This window comes from uncultured Campylobacter sp. (genome assembly GCF_937973075.1).
GTDB lineage: Bacteria > Campylobacterota > Campylobacteria > Campylobacterales > Campylobacteraceae > Campylobacter_B.
The window spans coordinates 1-15,748 of the sequence record NZ_CALBWL010000037.1 but is presented as its reverse complement, the minus strand read 5'-3'; the positions used below and the strand labels follow the sequence as shown (position 1 = coordinate 15,748).

The 15,748-nt window shown below is 46.6% G+C and carries 17 protein-coding genes; 10 read left to right on the top strand and 7 right to left on the bottom strand.

Going from position 1 to position 15,748, the window contains the following annotated elements; translation table 11 throughout:
• The coding region (locus tag Q0274_RS05165; RefSeq protein WP_298028169.1) for a hypothetical protein at positions 1-269 on the bottom strand (269 nt) is incomplete at its 3' end.
• Between the two features lie 587 nt (positions 270-856).
• Complete coding sequence (locus tag Q0274_RS05160) at positions 857-1,423, bottom strand: PAS domain-containing protein (protein WP_005870765.1); 567 nt, start codon at positions 1,421-1,423, stop codon at positions 857-859.
• Between the two features lie 156 nt (positions 1,424-1,579).
• On the opposite strand from Q0274_RS05160, the gene Q0274_RS05155 reads away from it, so the two are divergent.
• The 6 genes from Q0274_RS05155 (at position 1,580) to Q0274_RS05130 (ending at position 8,495) form a co-directional block, all read left to right on the top strand.
• Positions 1,580-2,812 carry an MFS transporter gene (locus Q0274_RS05155; protein ID WP_298028167.1) on the top strand — a complete coding sequence of 411 codons (1,233 nt, stop codon included), beginning with the start codon at positions 1,580-1,582 and terminating at the stop codon, positions 2,810-2,812.
• A gap of 85 nt (positions 2,813-2,897) precedes the next feature.
• Positions 2,898-5,162 (top strand): thiosulfate reductase PhsA, encoded by a 2,265-nt coding sequence (gene phsA / locus Q0274_RS05150; protein ID WP_298028165.1) that lies wholly within the window; start codon positions 2,898-2,900, stop codon positions 5,160-5,162.
• An 11-nt stretch (positions 5,163-5,173) separates the two neighbouring features.
• Positions 5,174-5,740 carry a 4Fe-4S dicluster domain-containing protein gene (locus Q0274_RS05145; RefSeq protein WP_297881003.1) on the top strand — a complete coding sequence of 189 codons (567 nt, stop codon included), beginning with the start codon at positions 5,174-5,176 and terminating at the stop codon, positions 5,738-5,740.
• Entirely contained in the window at positions 5,733-6,704 is a 972-nt protein-coding gene (nrfD, locus tag Q0274_RS05140; RefSeq protein ID WP_298028163.1) for an NrfD/PsrC family molybdoenzyme membrane anchor subunit, read from the top strand. Before Q0274_RS05145 ends, nrfD begins: the two co-directional genes overlap by 8 nt.
• Before the next feature lie 26 nt (positions 6,705-6,730).
• Positions 6,731-7,384 (top strand): response regulator transcription factor, encoded by a 654-nt coding sequence (locus Q0274_RS05135; RefSeq protein ID WP_298028162.1) that lies wholly within the window; start codon positions 6,731-6,733, stop codon positions 7,382-7,384.
• On the top strand, positions 7,377-8,495 hold the full coding sequence (locus tag Q0274_RS05130) for an ATP-binding protein (RefSeq protein WP_298028161.1): 1,119 nt from the start codon (positions 7,377-7,379) through the stop codon (positions 8,493-8,495). The genes Q0274_RS05135 and Q0274_RS05130 overlap by 8 nt, the downstream gene beginning before the upstream one ends.
• Before the next feature lie 90 nt (positions 8,496-8,585).
• Here Q0274_RS05130 and Q0274_RS05125 read toward each other — a convergent pair whose 3' ends face one another.
• The 4 genes from Q0274_RS05125 to Q0274_RS05110 form a co-directional block, all read right to left on the bottom strand.
• Positions 8,586-9,128, bottom strand: a complete 543-nt coding sequence (locus tag Q0274_RS05125; RefSeq protein WP_298028159.1) for a hypothetical protein — start codon at positions 9,126-9,128, stop codon at positions 8,586-8,588.
• A gap of 8 nt (positions 9,129-9,136) precedes the next feature.
• Positions 9,137-9,316: a hypothetical protein gene (locus Q0274_RS05120; RefSeq protein ID WP_298028157.1), complete on the bottom strand. Its 180-nt coding sequence runs from the start codon at positions 9,314-9,316 to the stop codon at positions 9,137-9,139.
• A 122-nt stretch (positions 9,317-9,438) separates the two neighbouring features.
• Positions 9,439-10,257, bottom strand: a complete 819-nt coding sequence (locus Q0274_RS05115; protein ID WP_298028156.1) for a cache domain-containing protein — start codon at positions 10,255-10,257, stop codon at positions 9,439-9,441.
• Positions 10,254-10,625, bottom strand: coding sequence for an HIT family protein (locus Q0274_RS05110; protein ID WP_298028154.1), 372 nt, complete (start codon positions 10,623-10,625; stop codon positions 10,254-10,256). The genes Q0274_RS05115 and Q0274_RS05110 overlap by 4 nt, the downstream gene beginning before the upstream one ends.
• Before the next feature lie 162 nt (positions 10,626-10,787).
• Here Q0274_RS05110 and Q0274_RS05105 point away from each other — a divergent pair, with 162 nt between their 5' ends.
• The gene (locus Q0274_RS05105; RefSeq protein WP_298028152.1) at positions 10,788-11,996 is read left to right on the top strand and encodes an MFS transporter; all 1,209 of its coding nucleotides are present in this window, start codon (positions 10,788-10,790) and stop codon (positions 11,994-11,996) included.
• A gap of 236 nt (positions 11,997-12,232) precedes the next feature.
• On the opposite strand, the gene Q0274_RS05100 is transcribed toward Q0274_RS05105, so the two are convergent.
• Complete coding sequence (locus tag Q0274_RS05100; protein WP_298028150.1) at positions 12,233-12,841, bottom strand: YigZ family protein; 609 nt, start codon at positions 12,839-12,841, stop codon at positions 12,233-12,235.
• A 70-nt stretch (positions 12,842-12,911) separates the two neighbouring features.
• Between Q0274_RS05100 and galU the strand changes: the two genes are divergently transcribed.
• The 3 genes from galU to Q0274_RS05085 all read left to right on the top strand — a co-directional run bounded on the left by galU (position 12,912) and on the right by Q0274_RS05085 (position 15,654).
• Positions 12,912-13,748, top strand: a complete 837-nt coding sequence (gene galU, locus Q0274_RS05095; protein WP_297881144.1) for a UTP--glucose-1-phosphate uridylyltransferase GalU — start codon at positions 12,912-12,914, stop codon at positions 13,746-13,748.
• Positions 13,735-14,997, top strand: coding sequence for a glucose-6-phosphate isomerase (locus tag Q0274_RS05090; RefSeq protein ID WP_298028148.1), 1,263 nt, complete (start codon positions 13,735-13,737; stop codon positions 14,995-14,997). The genes galU and Q0274_RS05090 overlap by 14 nt, the downstream gene beginning before the upstream one ends.
• Positions 14,998-15,261: 264 nt before the next feature.
• Complete coding sequence (locus Q0274_RS05085; RefSeq protein ID WP_298028147.1) at positions 15,262-15,654, top strand: VOC family protein; 393 nt, start codon at positions 15,262-15,264, stop codon at positions 15,652-15,654.
• Positions 15,655-15,748: the final 94 nt, after the last annotated feature.

Sequence of the window (15,748 nt, the reverse complement as noted above, 5' to 3'; positions counted from 1 at the left end):
ATCGTGGAATATTTCATATAGTCGTAAAAAGCATAGTCTTTTATTATTATCGGATTTTTGTCGTAATCTCTGGCTTGGACTTCGGAGCTTTTGTTAATGGCGGTATCATCGGAATTTAAAGTCTTAGAGCTTGCATCTTCTAATTTTAAATTTTTGAAGTCGAAAGCGTTAAAATTTTTGGGATAAAGACCTTCTGTTAGATTTTGCTTTGCATCGCTGTGCTGATTATTTAGGAGTTTTCTTAATTCCTCAAGCCTGCTTTGATCCATTTATCGCCTTTAAATTTGATGGACGCACCATTTTATATTCTCATCACTTAAAGCTCAGTAAATTTTATCGCTCATTCGCTGTCCTACAATAAGGCAAAGACTCTAGAAATTTTAAGCTATACGTAAAATCTACCATAAATCCAAAAAATTCTAATCAAGCGTATAAATTCCCTTATTTTTAAATCCGCCTTATACTCAACTTTTTAAATTTTAAAGCAACCCTCGTGTCTTATAGTAAATTTCTCTCTTAGCAAATCACCTCTTTCTTAGATCAAGTAGCTATATAGCCCGATGCCCTGTCGTAAGTTACTTTCTAGCGCTTCACGGAGCTGCGCTAAATACGCATCAGGAATTTTAGATGTAGAAACAACCTGTATGGTGTGATACTACTAGGTGTAAAATATATATAAGAAATCTAAAATATAATCTTTAAAGAATTTTTATTAAATTCTATATTTCAAATTTAAGAAATTTCAGCGGAATTTTGACTAAATTTCGCATTTTATAATTTTATTATGTCATGGAATTTTCGAGGTAAAATTCCAACCAATTCCGCGGAATTTTAATTTGCGTCCGTGTCAGTCAAACTAGCTAAAAAGCTTTTTCATAGCCTTAAAAAACATTGCAGTAAGCGGATTTGATTTGCCTGATACCTTTGCGATCCAGCTCTCGTAGGTCTCGCCTTTGCTTTTTAAAAAGTCCACGAGAGCCTTTTGGCTAGCCTGCATACCGCCGTTTCTTTCAGCATCCAGTAGCGCCCTATAAATTGGCTCTATAGTTTCGATCGCAGATCTTGGCGGAGCCTTGCGAAATGCCGTGTATTCGGTGATCTGCCCCGTCACGGGATCTTTTTTAGAAGTAAATTCCGTAATGACCCAATAAAAGCGCCCGTCTTTGGCTAAATTTTTAACCACGGCGGTAAAATCCTTGCCTTGTTGTATCGTATCCCACATAAGCTTAAACGCTATTCGCGGCATATCCGGATGTCGGATGATGTTATGCGGCTGCCCCAAAAGCTCAAGCTCACTATAGCCGCAAATCATACAAAAATACGGATTTGCAAACGTGATAATGCCCTTCGGATCGGTTTTGGAAACTATATAGCGCTTCTCATCGAGTTTGATTTCCTGATTAATCGGAGTCGGTCTTTGCATTTTTAATCCTTTGCTTAAAAATTTATTGCAGAGTATATAAAATTTTTCTTTTCAGAAATATTAAATTTTCGTTAAATTTTTATAAATGTTAAACCTTTAAGTGAATTTTTAAAATTTAATGTATAATCTCAAATCAAAATTTCAAAAGGCAGCGCGTTGAAAAATCCCTTCCTATCGCTTAAATACTCAAATTTTAGAATTTATTGGATCGGGATGAACCTCTCGCTGATCGGTTCTTGGATGCAAAGCGTCGCGCTACCGTGGCTAGTGCTAAGCATCACCGCAGACGCTTTTAAGGTCAGCCTTGTAGCTGCGGCGAGGTTCTTGCCCGCGCTACTTTTTACGCCGTTTTCCGGTGTACTGCTCGATAAGTTTAATCGCAAAAAGATCCTTCTGCTCGCTCAAATAGGCATGGCGGTGACCGCCTCAATTTTCGCGGTTATGAGCTTTTGCGAGCTATATTCTTTCGGCAAAATTTTATTTTGCGCTTTTGCAAGTGGCATCTTTACCAGCATGGACGCCCCGAGCCGTCAGTCGATGGTAAAAGACCTCATCGACTCGCCCCGCGATCTAGCCAACGCCATAGCGTTAAATTCTATGTCCTTCAACGTCGCTCGTATCGCAGGACCCGCACTTGCGGGGATCGTAATGGCGCTGTGGGGCGTAGGCTTTTGCTTTTTATTCAATGCTCTTAGCTTTTTAGGCATCATCGTTTCGCTGTTTTTCATAAAAATTCCGCCATCCGCTACTACGTTATCTAGCAGAAGCGGAGGCGTTTTTGCCTCGATCGGTGCTGGAATTTCGTATGTCTTGCACAAAAAAATTCTAAGCGAGCTAATGATAATAGTGCTTATCGTAGCGACGCTGGTGCCAAATTATAATGTAACGATCTCGGCACTCGTTAAGCTTAGCCTAGACGCGGATGAGCGAAGCTTTGGGTATTTGATGTCGGCTCTAGGCGTGGGAGCCTTTTGCGGCGCGCTCTTCGTAGCAGTCTTTGATAAACTCGGCATCCGCAAAATCAGATCGTGCGCGATCGCTATGGGGGTGAGCTTAGCTCTTACTGGGGCTGCGAATTCCTTCGCATGGGCTGCGGCAGGGCTTGCCGTAACTGGATTTCTTTTCGTAATCACAAACTCAAGCATCAACTCCACCGTGCAGATGCACGTAAGCAACGAATTTCGCGGGCGCGTGCTTAGCTTATACGCGCTATTTTTAATAGGTAGTACGCCATTTGGAGCGCTCATATCGGGCTTTTTTACCGAGTTATTAGGCGCTCGCGTAGCCCTTGCGATCTGCGGCGCAATTAGCATTTTGCTACTTCTGGCGCTATTTTACGGCTTTAAAATACGGCGCAGGACGCATTTTATCTTTCGAGATAAAGTCTAAGCCAAAAGCTGCATTATCAAAATTAACCTTATTTTTACGATGAAGCCTTAGAATTCCTACCAAAATTTAAAGGTAAGGAGTTTTTATGAATAGACGAAATTTCTTAAAAAGCAGCGCCGCAATCGGCACGCTAGCGACGCTAAATCTAAATTTAAACGCTAGCGCGGTTACAGGCGGGACGGAAAAGAAAGTCGCCAGCGTCTGCGAGATGTGCTCCTCGCGCTGTCCTATCGAAGTGACCGTCAAAAACGGTCGCGGCGCTCTTATCGAGGGCAACCATCGCTTTTCAAACAAAACCTCGGTCTGCGCTCGCGGAGGCGCGGGCATCAATCAGCTCTACGACGATCAAAGGCTCATTAAGCCGCTCATTCGCGTGGGCGAGCGCGGCGAGGGCAAATTTAAAGAGGCGAGCTGGGACGAGGCGCTTAAAATTTGCGCGCAGAGGCTAGGCGAGATTTCGCAAAAATACGGCCCGCAAAGCGTAGTTTTTACCTCTAAAACGGGCGAGCACCACACTCAGATGATGAATTTTGCCTGTGCCTACGGTAGTCCGAACATCTACTCGCACTGGTCCTGTTGCCCGGTCACTTATAATATCGCCGTGCCGCACACCTTCGGCACCAATATGCAAAGAGACTACGGCGACGCAAAATACATCGTAAATTTCGGCCACAATCTCTTTGAAGGCATCGACATCTCAAAAACCAAAAAGCTCGCAAAAGCCGCAAGCAGAGAGGACGTAAAGCTTTTGGTGCTCGATCCGCGCTTTAGCGCCGTAGCTTCTAAAGCCGACGAGTGGCTGCCGATAAAGCCGGGAACCGACGCGGCGTTTTTGATGGCGCTGATTCACGTCTGGCTGCGCGATAACAAATACGACAAAAAATTTATCGAACAATACGCCGTGGGGCTAGAGGAATTAAGGCAGTCTGTGAAGGATACGACGCCGCTTTGGCAAGAGGCCATTACTGGGATCAAAGCGGACAAGATCGAGCGCATCGCAAATGAAATTTACGCCGCGGCTCCCGCCGTCGTAATCGATTGGGGTCATAAAACCACGACCGCTAAAGCCGAATACGTCCGCACGCGCGCCATAGCGATCGCAAACGCGCTGATGGGAAACATCGAGAAAAAGGGCGGAATTTACTTTTCTAAAGACTCTAAAACCTTCAACGCGCTTTGCAAAGAGGATCTATTCCCTACCATCTCGAACCCGGATAAAGGCTTTAAAATTCCAAAGACCGCGCGTATCGACGGCTGCGGCGAAGAAGGTAGCGAAAATTTCTTCGTGCCGCGCAAACACGGCGTTTTGATGCAGATCGCGCCTACGATTTTAAGCGAAAAGCCATATCCGGTAAAAGGCTGGGTCAGCACGCGCTTTAACCACCTCATCAACGTTGCGGGCGTGGATAAGAGCGTAGAGGCGATCAAAAAGCTAGACTTCGTGCTCGCAATCGACGTGTATATGAGCGACTTTGCGTGCCTAGCCGACGTGATCTTGCCAGAATCCACCTATTTGGAGCGCGACGAGTCGATTCAAAACAAAGGCGGCACCGCGCCGGGATTTGTAATGCGAAACAAAGCCGTCGAGCCGGTGGGCGATACGAAGTGTGGCTATGAAATTTTTAGAGAGCTTGCGAGGGTGATGAAGATCGATAAGGACTACACCTGGAACAATATCGACGAATACCGCATGCAGCAAGCCAAAGGCAACGCCGAGCTGATCGCAAATTTAATCAAAAACGGCTACGTAAGCTACAAGGTGCCGAAGTTGTATTACCGAGAGCCGAAGCTCGTGGCTAAATTTATCGATAAATATCCTGCCGCCGCGGAGTTCGTGGACGAAAACGGCGAGATGAGCTCGCAGATGAAATTTAAAACCCCGAGCGGCAAGATCGAGCTTTTCGCGCCGAAAGTGGAGGAGCTTTTCGCAGGATACGGCTGTTTAAATACCGAGGGTATGGATGTATTCGGCGGATACAAATACTGCCTGATGACCGGCAAGACCGCGCTTCACACCAACGGCCACACTCAAAATGTCAAAATTTTAAACGATATGATGAGCGAATCGCCGGTTTGGATCAGCCCGGCTTCCGCAAAAGCGGAGGGGTTAAAGACGGGCGACGTCGTGAAGCTTAAAAACAAATTCGGCGAGCAAAAAGCTAAAATTTTCGTCACGCAAGGCATCAGAGACGATTGCCTGTTTTTATACCACGGCTTTGGGCACGTAAGTCCGGGGCTAAAGCGCACGAACGGCATAGGCACGAACCAAAGCGTCCTTCTCGATCCGGCTGCGGGTCCTGTGGTAAGCACGATGGTAACCAACGTCGGCGTCGATATAGTTAAAATTTGAAAGGGGCGGTTATGAAAAAACTCATAATGATTCACGACGAAAATTTATGTATAGGCTGCCAAGCCTGTTCGGTTGCGTGCAGGAACGAAAACGGCGTACCGAGCGGCGTTTATAGGCTGCAAGTGCACGGCAAAACAAGCGGCGTTTTTCCGAATTTAAAGCTTGATTACTCGCGCGCCAGCTGCGTTATGTGCGAGGATAGCCCCTGCGTGGACGTCTGCCCTACGGGAGCGAGCTTTAAAACCAAAGACGGCGTAACGCTCATAGACGAGAGACTTTGCGTCAGCTGCAAATACTGCATCCTAGCCTGTCCTTACGACGCTAGATTTGTCGATCCTATCACGCACGCTATCGGCAAATGCACCTTTTGCTATACGAACCGCACAAGCAAAGGCTTGCAGCCTGCCTGCGTAAGCGTGTGCCCAACGGATGCTTTAACTTTCGGCGACGTAAATGACGTAAATTCCGAGGTAAGCAAGCTGCTAGCCAAAACAAGCGTAGAATATCCCAAAGCGTATCTAAACACCAAGCCGCGCCTAGCGAATATCAAAAACAAAAAAGGAGGACGCTATGAATAATATGTGGGGCGATATGAGCCAATACTCTGAAATTTACTGGCCTTGGCCGATTGCAATTTATCTATTTTTGGCGGGTCTTAGCGCGGGAGCGACGATGGTGGCGCTTTTAGTTAAATGGAACCGCCACGAAAGCGAGCAAAATTCCATCTGGGATGCGATGATTAGAGCGGGTGCGATCACGGCGCCGCTTGCGATCTGCGCGGGGCTTTTGCTCTTAATTTTCGATCTGGGCAAGCCATTTAGCTTCTATCTTTTGCTGATCAAATTTAACTTCGGCTCGGTGATGAGCCTCGGCGTTTTGGCGCTTTTGATCTACGTGCCGTTTAGCTTTGTATTTGCGCTATGCGTATTTGGCGAGGAAATTTGCAAATTTAAACTACTTGCGTTCCTGCGACCTATCGTAAATTTACTAAGCTCGTTCGCCAAAGCTTCTAAACTATTCGAGCGAGTTTTATTTATCCTTGCTCTTTGCGTGGGCGCATATACGGGCTTTTTGTTAAGCGCGGTGATGAAAATTCCGCTTTGGAATACTCCGGTTCTGCCGATTTTATTTCTGCTATCCGGCTTTTCCAGCGGCATCGCGGCGAGCATTTTAGTTGGACTTCTATTTTTTAAAGGCTCGTTAAACAAAGATAGCATAAAATACCTTTTGGTGCTTGATCTGCGCGCGATACTCTTTGAAATTCCGCTTTTATTCATTCTATTTGTCGGGATGTATTTCGAGGGCGGCACGAGCGCGCTTGCGGCACAGCAGGCTTTGACGCACGAGGTTTACGGCAAAATTTTCTGGATCGGCGTTTTAGGCACGGGGCTCATCGCTCCGATCATCATCGCCTTTACGGCACTGAAAAACCACGCCTACAAGCCTGCGTTTATAGTTTTAAATTCTTTCGTCGTGCTTTGCGGCGTCATTCTGCTTCGCTACTATATCGTATATGCGGGGCAAGTTTGCACGGGAGCGTAGCCTCGCTCCCGATTTAGGGAGTGAGTTTGAAAATTTTACTTTTAGAAGACGATTTTGAATATAGAAGCAGCGTAAGCGAGTATCTGCAGGGGCTTGGCTACGAGGTGGACGAATGCGCTAGCGGCGACGCAGCCTGCGATAAGATCGCCGCGAATGCCTACCATCTGCTGATTTTAGACATCAAGGTGCCGGAGGTCTCGGGCGAAGAGGTGCTTAGATATGCGCGAAACCTCGGCCTCAACACCCCCGTGATGATGATGACCTCGCTCGGCGACATCGATGATTTGAGCCAATGCTACGAGCTAGGCTGCAACGAATATCTAAAAAAGCCCTTCCACCTAGCCGAGCTTAAATTTAGAGTAAGCGAGCTGATGCGAAAGTATTTCGGCGACGAAAAGGGCGCCGTCAAGATCGCGGATAAATTTCACTACTTTGCAAATTTAAAAATTTTAAAGCATGCAGACGAAGAGATATCGCTAAGCGCCAAAGAGATCAAAATCATAGAATTTCTACTCGCCAATATCAAAAGGTTCGTTAGCGTAGATGAACTCATCGCCGACGTATGGGACGGCGAAGCGGGTAGCGTCGATGTGCGCGTGCATATCAGCAACCTCCGCTCCAAAACGAGCAACGATTTCATCCTCTCCAGCCGCGGACTCGGATATAAGATCAATGCTTAAAGGGTTTAAATTTACGCTTTTTAGCGCGATCTTCATCATCGGCGCCTTTATAAGCGAGAGCCTTTATATCATCTATTTAAATTCCAAAATCGAAGAGAGCGCCGACGTCGCCGAGCTGATACAAAAAAGCGGCGAAGCTCTAGCCGGCGCGGATCTGAATCTAAAAGACGAGCTCATCTACGACTACGCGATCCTAAATGCAAACGGCGAAATTTTAAGATCAAACCTAAGCGTCCAACCGCCGGATTTTGCGTTTATCACGCTGAAATTTGGCGGGCGAGTATTTTTTAAGCGCCATTTTCTGCATGAGGGCAAGCTGCATTTTTTCGTCATCTCAAAAAAGATAAGCTACGCCAAAATAGAATTTATCGCGATCTCTACGATCTTTATCACGATTTTCGTAGCGCTCATAATAGCGCTGTTTAACTACAAAATCATTAAAAATTTCTACGCGCAGCAAAGCAACCTCATCAAGGCGTTTTTCAACGACGCGATGCACGAGCTAAAGACCCCTTTGGGCGTCGCACTCATCAACACCGAGATGCTTGGGCTGCGCGACAAACACACGGCGCGAATAAAATCCGCGCTCAAGCAGATGGTAATTACTTACGAGGACGTGGAGTATTTCATCAAAAGCGGCAAGATGAGCCTAAAAAGCCGCCGCATCGATATGAGCGAGTTTTTGGGCGCTAGGATAAATTTCATCTATCTGGTCGCAAAAAGCAAAAATATAAGCCTACAATCGCGAATAGCGCCCGACGTGAGCGTTTTTATGGACGAAACCTCGCTAATGCGCCTCATCGATAACACCCTAAGTAACGCCATAAAATATTCTCGTCCCGGCGGCAAAGTCATCATCGCGCTGGAAAAAGGGGTGAGCATAGCGGCATTTAGCGTGCAGGACTTCGGCATCGGCATAAAGGATACGAGCGCGATCTGGGATAGATACTCGCGCGAAAATGCGGCTCTTGGCGGATTCGGCCTCGGGCTAAACATAATCGAGAAAATTTGTAAGCGCTACGGCATCGCAAAAAGCGTCAGTTCGAAGCTCGGCGAGGGCAGCACCTTTTGCTACAAAATCCCGCTGTTTAAGCAGAAGCTTTTGGACTAAAGGCGCGTTAAATTTAGGCGTAAATTTTAAAATTTAGAAGTGAAATTTGCGCGGCTAGGGTTTTTAAAAATTTTGTTTTGAAGTGACTTTTCATCCGCCTTTTGCCTCTCTACTACCTAAATAATATTCTTCCAATGAATAATTTAAATTTCCGCAGTTGTCAAATTCCGTACCCTCTTTTTTTGTATCAAATAATATTACTTTACTCCTATCTTCATAATGTTTTTTAGTAATAACATCGATTTCTGCTCCATCATGTAAGTATTCACTGTGATTATAACGCAAGTAATTTTTATTAATTAGAACAAATTTATCTAATAATAAATCGGCTATAACTGTTTTATCATCACCATCAATAAGCACTATCGGTCTATCAAATCCGAAACCTGCGCCATCTGAAGATATTTTTAGATATTTTTTAGGATCGGTTTTTTTAGCCTTTAACTCTTTCATCAGTATCTCCTCGGTCGTTTTTCCCTCCTTATAATACTTTTGCAATACCTCAAACCAATTCGATAAATTTATATTTTCTAATTCATAATATGCGATTTCATATGAGCTACGCCAAGGAGTACCATAATTATAAGCCCTATAATCATCGATCATTTGATCTAGTTTTAGATCATAATCCAAATACTGCCCTATCGCTCTTTTAGGCAGTATCCTTGCTTATATTTGTCGTAGTCAGGAAGGGAAACTATCGCGAAGCCTCGTGAGGTGGAATAGTCTGGCACGATGCGGATAAATGCGGCACAGAGTATCGCCGCCAGAAGTAGCGCTCCAGCTAGCGCTTTAAATTTAACTGATTTATAGAATTTCATACCGACGCTCCTTTTAAAATTTAAAATTTCAGCGTAAATTCCCGCGATCTTGCGATTAAATTTAAAACGCCCACCGCAACAAAGTAGACAAGCTGCAAAATGCCTAAATTTAAATCCCACCGCTAGCCTTCGCGGTGCAAAATTATATAGCCCAGCTTCGTGCCGTTTTCGTCCGAAAACGCCCTCACGTAAAAATAATGCCCGTCCTTTTTGATAAAACTCTGCGCCCCAAAATCAAGCGTCGCCAAAATCGACAAAATGTCGTAATCTGGCGCGCTGTTTACGACGATAAAATCCTTGATAACGCCTATTTTATCGTAGAAGCAGTCGGTCTCGAACCTCTTATCGACTAAGATAAAAATATCGTTTCCCATGCGGTTGATCTGGGCGATGACGTGCTCGAAATCGAGCATTATCTCGGCGCTTCCGATAAATTTGCCCTCGCTAAAAACCGGAGAAATTCCGCGCATAAAAACACCACACCGCCCCATCTCGACGAGCGCTTTGGGAAGTAGGCTTTGGCAGATCTGCAAAAGCGAATGACGAAACGAGCTCAGATCGTCGTTGTAAAATTCGTCGCTCCAGCTCCTAGCTAGGCTTCTGGTGTTTTGTGTATGAAAATGTATCTTCACGCCCGTGTAGAAGGGCACCGCGCTTAAAATGTCTTTGTATTTTTTCGTCACGTCCATGCACTCGCCGTGTTTACCGCTCTCGAAACAGCGCACCACGTCGCTGTTCTGCGACAAAATCAGCGAGATCGCAAAGGCGTTTAGCTTCTCTTCGTCCACGATCTTTTCAAACAAACTCGCGCTAAAATCGAACTGCTGCTTGATTTTTATCTCGTTTTCCTCGCTTTTAAAGCGCAGGTAAAACGCGAAGGTAGCGACGCAGCAAGCAAGCGCGAAAAGGCTTAGGTATTTTTTGGATCGCGCGCCTATCATCTGAATTCCATCTTTAAATTTGCCGCTAAAACCTCTGCAAATTCGCTAAATTCCGGCAGATCGAGCTTGCCGTTTCGCATCTTTTTACCCCAAACGGACTCCGGGAAAAAGCTGTCGTTTTTAAAGCGCGCTTGGACGTGAAAATGCACGCGCGGCACGTAGTTGGCGAAGCTTGCGATGTTAATCTTGTCGGGCGCATAAAACTCCCGCAGGCTCTTTTCGCACTGAAGCACGGCGCGCCACAGATGCGCCAGCGTCGCCTCGTCGCAGTCGCTAAGCTCTTTAAATTTTACCTTCGTAAAGACCTTCACCCACGGCACTTCGTGCTCCTCGCGCTCCACATAAATCATCTCATCTTCATAAATCATCGCTTCTCCTTGAAAATGGAATTTTAATGCAAAGCCCATTAAAGCTCGGTAAATTCCTCTTACATAAATAATATACTAAAATACATTAATTAAATATATCTATAAAATCTCGATATATTCGTAATTTTTATGCTATAATTCTATCTTTTAAAAGGAATATATATGAAATCAGTTTGGATAATGATCCTATGCGCCGCGGCGATTTTGATGATTACGATGGGCATTCGTATGTCATTAGGTCTTTTCGTGCAACCTATAATGCAAGCAAATTCCCTATCCATCGCGCAAGTAAGCTTTGCGATGGCGACTACGCAACTGGTATGGGGCTTTTCGCAACCTCTTAGTGGGATACTTGCGGACAAGCTCGGTGCCTACGTCGTGCTGTTTTGGGGCAGCGTGCTTTTGGCGATTAGTTGCGCTCTTGTGCCGTTATTTAGCAGCGAAAGTGCGCTTGTATTAACGATGGGTTTTGGGCTTGCACTGGGGCTTGGCGCGGTTAGTTTTCCGATTCTAATGAGCCTAATGGCAAAGCGCCTGCCATTTTCTATCCGCTCGGTTGCCAGCGGAGTGCTAAATGCAGGCGGCTCGTTCGGGCAGTTTTTATTTGCGCCGATGATTGGGTTTTGTATCGCAACGCCTGCTTTGGGATACGGTGGTGCATTTTTTACGCTTGCAGGGCTTAGCTTGTTAATTCTGCCGCTTGCGAGGCTTTTAGCAGGCGGTAAAATTCTATTTGGCGAGCAAACCAGCCTACATGAAGAAGATAAGCGCAGCTTAGGCGAAGTGCTGCGTTTGGCGCTGCGCGATAAAAGCTATATTTTGATAAATTTGAGCTTTGCTACGTGCGGTTTTCACGTAGCATTTTTAGTGACGCACCTGCCTAGCGAAGTAGCGCTAAGCGGGCATGGCGCGCAGGTAGCGTCCTTTTCGCTCGCACTGATTGGCATCGCAAACATCGTAGGCAGCTTATTCGTAGGATGGTGTGTTTCCAAAGTGCGCTGTAAAGTCATTTTATTTTGCATATATGCCCTACGTATCGCTCTTATTGGTACTTATGTGCTCTCGCCCAAAGATAGCCTTACGTTTTATATCTTCAGCGCGGGATTAGGATTTACCTGGTTAGCGACCGTGCCGCCTACTGCGGCTGCCGTCGGTAAGCTATTAGGGACGCGATATTTAGCAAGCCTATTTGGATTTACGATGCTTTCGCATCAAATCGGCGGATTTTTTGGCGCATATATCGGGGGTCTTGCGGTGCGGGCATACGGCGCGTATGATTATATGTGGTATTTGGATATGACGCTAGCGGCTATTGCAGCTCTGCTAAGCCTGCCTGTGCGTGAAGCTAAGATGAAGCACGTAAAATTTTAAAAATTTTATGGGGTTTTGAAATTTACGGACGGAATTTTCGCAAAATTTTGCAAGCTAAATTACGACGAAATTTTGAAATTCTTAAAATTTTAAAATTATCGGATTTTATGTTTCGCACGATGGAATTTCACTTTAGTTTTGAAATTCCGCTGCGATAATGCGATAAAATGCAAAATCCGCTTGTGCTTTCAAATTTAGCCTGGGTGAGCTTTTAAATTTTATAGAATTTTGAAATTTTAAAATTCCGGCTCGTGCAGCATTTTAAGAGCCGGCGCAAGAGCATCTGCAAAGCCTTTAAATTTTTCAAATTCCTCTGCGCTAAACTCTGCGCTAAACTCCGCTCCCGCAGCACCGAAACTCGCTTCATAAACAAAACCCGATTTTTTTAAAAAATGTTCAAATTTCGCCACCGCCGCAAACGGCACGAAAAACGCGCACTTCTTACGCAGCACGAATTCCACTAGCTCTGCGGCGTCCGTAGCGGCGTCTATCGCGGCATTTGCGCTACTGGCGTATGCGCGCACGAGCCCGCCGGTACCTAGCTTGATGCCGCCGAAGTAGCGCACCACGAGCACTGCGGCGTTAATCAAGCTGACGCCGCGAAGCGCGTTTAGACACGGTGCGCCCGCAGTCGATTTGGGCTCACCGTCGTCGCTTGAGTTTTCTACGATCTGCTCAAACTCACCGAGCGCGCGATACGCCCAGACGATATGACGCGCCTTGGGATGCTGCCGCCGCAACTGCGCACGCAGCGCCTCAAAGTTCGCTAGCGGCGCTAGATAGGCGATGAAGCTTGATTTTTTGATCTCCTGCGCGGCGCTGATCTCTTTTTCAATCGTTTTCAAGGCTTTCCTTTGCGGAATTTTATCTTTTTTGCATTATAATAAAAGTTCAAAAAAAGATCAAAGGAGCTTCATGATCCAGACTTGTTTATTTCCCGCGGCGGGCTACGGCACGCGCTTTTTGCCCGCGACCAAATCGCTACCTAAAGAGATGCTTCCGATCCTTACCAAGCCGCTCATTCACTACGGCGTGGACGAGGCGCTGGAGGCAGGCATGGACAATATGGCGTTCGTCACGGGTCGCGGTAAACGCGCGCTGGAGGATTATTTCGACCGCAGTTACGAGCTGGAGGATCAAATTTCAGGCAGCAGCAAAGAATATCTGCTCGACGAAATCAGGGCGCTTATGAAGCGCTGCACCTTCTCTTTTACGCGCCAAGAGCAGATGAAGGGGCTCGGTAACGCGATTTATACGGGTAAAATTTTAATCCGCGACGAGCCTTTCGGCGTGGTGCTTGCAGACGATCTGTGCGTGAACGAAAACGGCGAAGGCGTGCTTGCGCAAATGGTTAAAATTTACGAAAAATACCGCTGCAGCGTCGTTGCAGTAATGGAGGTGCCGCCGCAGGACGTAAATAAATACGGTATCATCGCAGGAAAGAGCATCAGCGACGATCTAATAATGGTCTCGGATATGATTGAAAAGCCTGAACCTAGCGAGGCTCCGTCGAGCTTAGCCATCATCGGGCGCTACATCTTAACGCCTAATATTTTCGATCTCATCGAGCAGACGGCACCCGGTAAAAACGGCGAGGTGCAGATCACCGACGCGCTTTTGAAGCAGGCTCAAAACGGCGTGGTGATCGCGTATAAATTTAAAGGCACTCGCTTCGACTGCGGCTCAGTAAAAGGCTACGTGGAAGCAATCAAATATTTCTACGAGCGAGAATTCGGCGATGGTAAAAAATGAGCTGTTTTTCCCGCCGGCAAAAGAGGGCGCGCTAGAAGAGGTAGCGGCAAAGATCCGCGCCGAATACGAAAGCGGCGAGATAGGCTACTACCGCCTGCCACAGCAAGGTGCAGACGAAATAGCGCGAGCGCAGGAATTTTTTAGCGTGCGAAGCTACGACGAGATCGTGCTTTTGGGCATCGGCGGCTCCAGCGTAGGCGTGCGGGCGCTTTATGAGATGCTGCGTCCGCGCGTAAGAAAGAATTTGCGCTTTGAAATTTTGGATAATTTAGACGCGCTTAACGTGCGTCGCGCGCTTGAAGGGTTAAATTTCGCTCGCACGATTTTCATAGTATCCTCCAAATCGGGCGGCACGATCGAGACAATCTCGCTTTTTAAGGTCGTTTTGCAGCGTTTTGGAATTTCAGATTTAAAGACAATAGCGAAAAATTTTATCTTCATCACCGATGCGGGCTCGCCGCTTGATATCTTTGCGCGCGGGCACGATACCTGCGTGATAAATATGCCCGCTAACGTAGGCGGCCGTTTTAGCGTGTTAAGTGCGGTAGGGCTAGTGCCCGCAGTTGGGCTAGGTCTTGATGCAAGCGCGATGCTACGCGGAGCTGCCGCCGCAAAAGAGCGGTATCTGGATGAAATTTTAGCAGGCGATCCCGCTAAAATCGCGAAGAATAAAATTTTACGAAAAGCCCATCACTACGCCACGCACAAAAGTGCGAAAATCAACGTCCTTTTTAGCTACGGCGACGCGCTGCGCGCATTGGGCGAGTGGTACGTGCAGCTCTGGGCGGAAAGCCTAGGTAAAAAGATCGGCTTTAGCCGAGTGGGGCTTACTCCTGTGGGACTTGTGGGCTCGCGCGATCAGCACAGCTTCCTTCAGCTCATAATGGACGGTGTAAAGGATAAGACCGTGACTTTCTTAAAGCTCACGGACAACGGCACTGCGGATGCGGTGCCTGGTATCAGTCTGCAAGGTCTTGAGGGCTGTGACTTTGTAAACGGCATGCGACTGGATGAGGTGCTAAATCTTCAGTGCGATGCTACACTGCAAGCCGTGCTAAATGAGGGTATCAGCGTCGATCTTATCGAGGTTCCGCAGCTTTGCGAACAGAGTGTGGGCGAGCTATTTTACTACTTCGAGCTGCTAACCAGCGCTACTGGAGCGATACTGGGCGTCAGCACTTACGATCAGCCGGGTGTCGAGGTAGGCAAGAGAATTTTAAAATCGCTAGTTTTGAAATCGCGAGATTAGAATTTGCGGCGCTAGCTAGACAGAATTTCGTCGGGCCAAATTTTACTAAAGTCAGATTTTGCTCGCGCCCCATTTTACTTAGGCTAAATTTTAAAATTTTAAAATTACCGACGCAGAATTTTCCGTGCGTAAAATTGTCGCTGCGAAATTTTGATTTCGCGCTATGAGCATTTGGAATTTTGTCACAAAATTTCGCGGTAAAATTCCAAAATTGCACCGCGAGGCGTAAAAATTTTGCGACTTGCGAGCGCGCAAGGAGATGAAATGAAAATCACGAAGATCGATCACTTCGTCCTAGTTACGGACGATCTGCAAAAATGCGTGGAATTTTACGAAGGAATTTTGGGCTTAGAGCATGTTTGCGAGGGCGGCAAACACAGCCTGCGTTTCGGCTCCTCAAAGATCAATATCCACACTCGCGCGGGCGAGTTTGCGCCGTTTGCAGCGCGTCCTAGCGTAGGCTCGGCGGATTTTTGCCTCATCTGCGAAGATCAAAGCGCACAGCAGCTCAAAACGGAGCTGGAAAGCAAAGGAGCGCAAATAGAGCTTGGCGTCGTGTCTCGAATGGGCGCGCGCGGCGCTATGCAAAGTATCTATCTGCGCGATCCTGACGGCAATCTCGTAGAGCTCGGCGTATATGAAAGCGGCGAAGATTAGCGCGTAAATTTTAAAGGCAAAATTTCAAGCGGAACGCTAAAATTTAAATTTTCTAAATTTTATCTTTTTGCTAAATACCGACAAGGTGCGCGGG

What these genes read in the sequence shown, in the direction of transcription:
- Q0274_RS05160 (WP_005870765.1), bottom strand. Translation starts at nt 1,423, where the DNA reads ATGCAAAGACCGACTCCGATTAATCAGGAAATCAAACTCGATGAGAAG.
- phsA (WP_298028165.1), top strand. Translation starts at nt 2,898, where the DNA reads ATGAATAGACGAAATTTCTTAAAAAGCAGCGCCGCAATCGGCACGCTA.
- Q0274_RS05145 (WP_297881003.1), top strand. Translation starts at nt 5,174, where the DNA reads ATGAAAAAACTCATAATGATTCACGACGAAAATTTATGTATAGGCTGC.
- nrfD (WP_298028163.1), top strand. Translation starts at nt 5,733, where the DNA reads ATGAATAATATGTGGGGCGATATGAGCCAATACTCTGAAATTTACTGG.
- Q0274_RS05130 (WP_298028161.1), top strand. Translation starts at nt 7,377, where the DNA reads ATGCTTAAAGGGTTTAAATTTACGCTTTTTAGCGCGATCTTCATCATC.
- Q0274_RS05120 (WP_298028157.1), bottom strand. Translation starts at nt 9,316, where the DNA reads ATGAAATTCTATAAATCAGTTAAATTTAAAGCGCTAGCTGGAGCGCTA.
- Q0274_RS05115 (WP_298028156.1), bottom strand. Translation starts at nt 10,257, where the DNA reads ATGATAGGCGCGCGATCCAAAAAATACCTAAGCCTTTTCGCGCTTGCT.
- Q0274_RS05110 (WP_298028154.1), bottom strand. Translation starts at nt 10,625, where the DNA reads ATGATTTATGAAGATGAGATGATTTATGTGGAGCGCGAGGAGCACGAA.
- Q0274_RS05105 (WP_298028152.1), top strand. Translation starts at nt 10,788, where the DNA reads ATGAAATCAGTTTGGATAATGATCCTATGCGCCGCGGCGATTTTGATG.
- galU (WP_297881144.1), top strand. Translation starts at nt 12,912, where the DNA reads ATGATCCAGACTTGTTTATTTCCCGCGGCGGGCTACGGCACGCGCTTT.
- Q0274_RS05090 (WP_298028148.1), top strand. Translation starts at nt 13,735, where the DNA reads ATGGTAAAAAATGAGCTGTTTTTCCCGCCGGCAAAAGAGGGCGCGCTA.
- Q0274_RS05085 (WP_298028147.1), top strand. Translation starts at nt 15,262, where the DNA reads ATGAAAATCACGAAGATCGATCACTTCGTCCTAGTTACGGACGATCTG.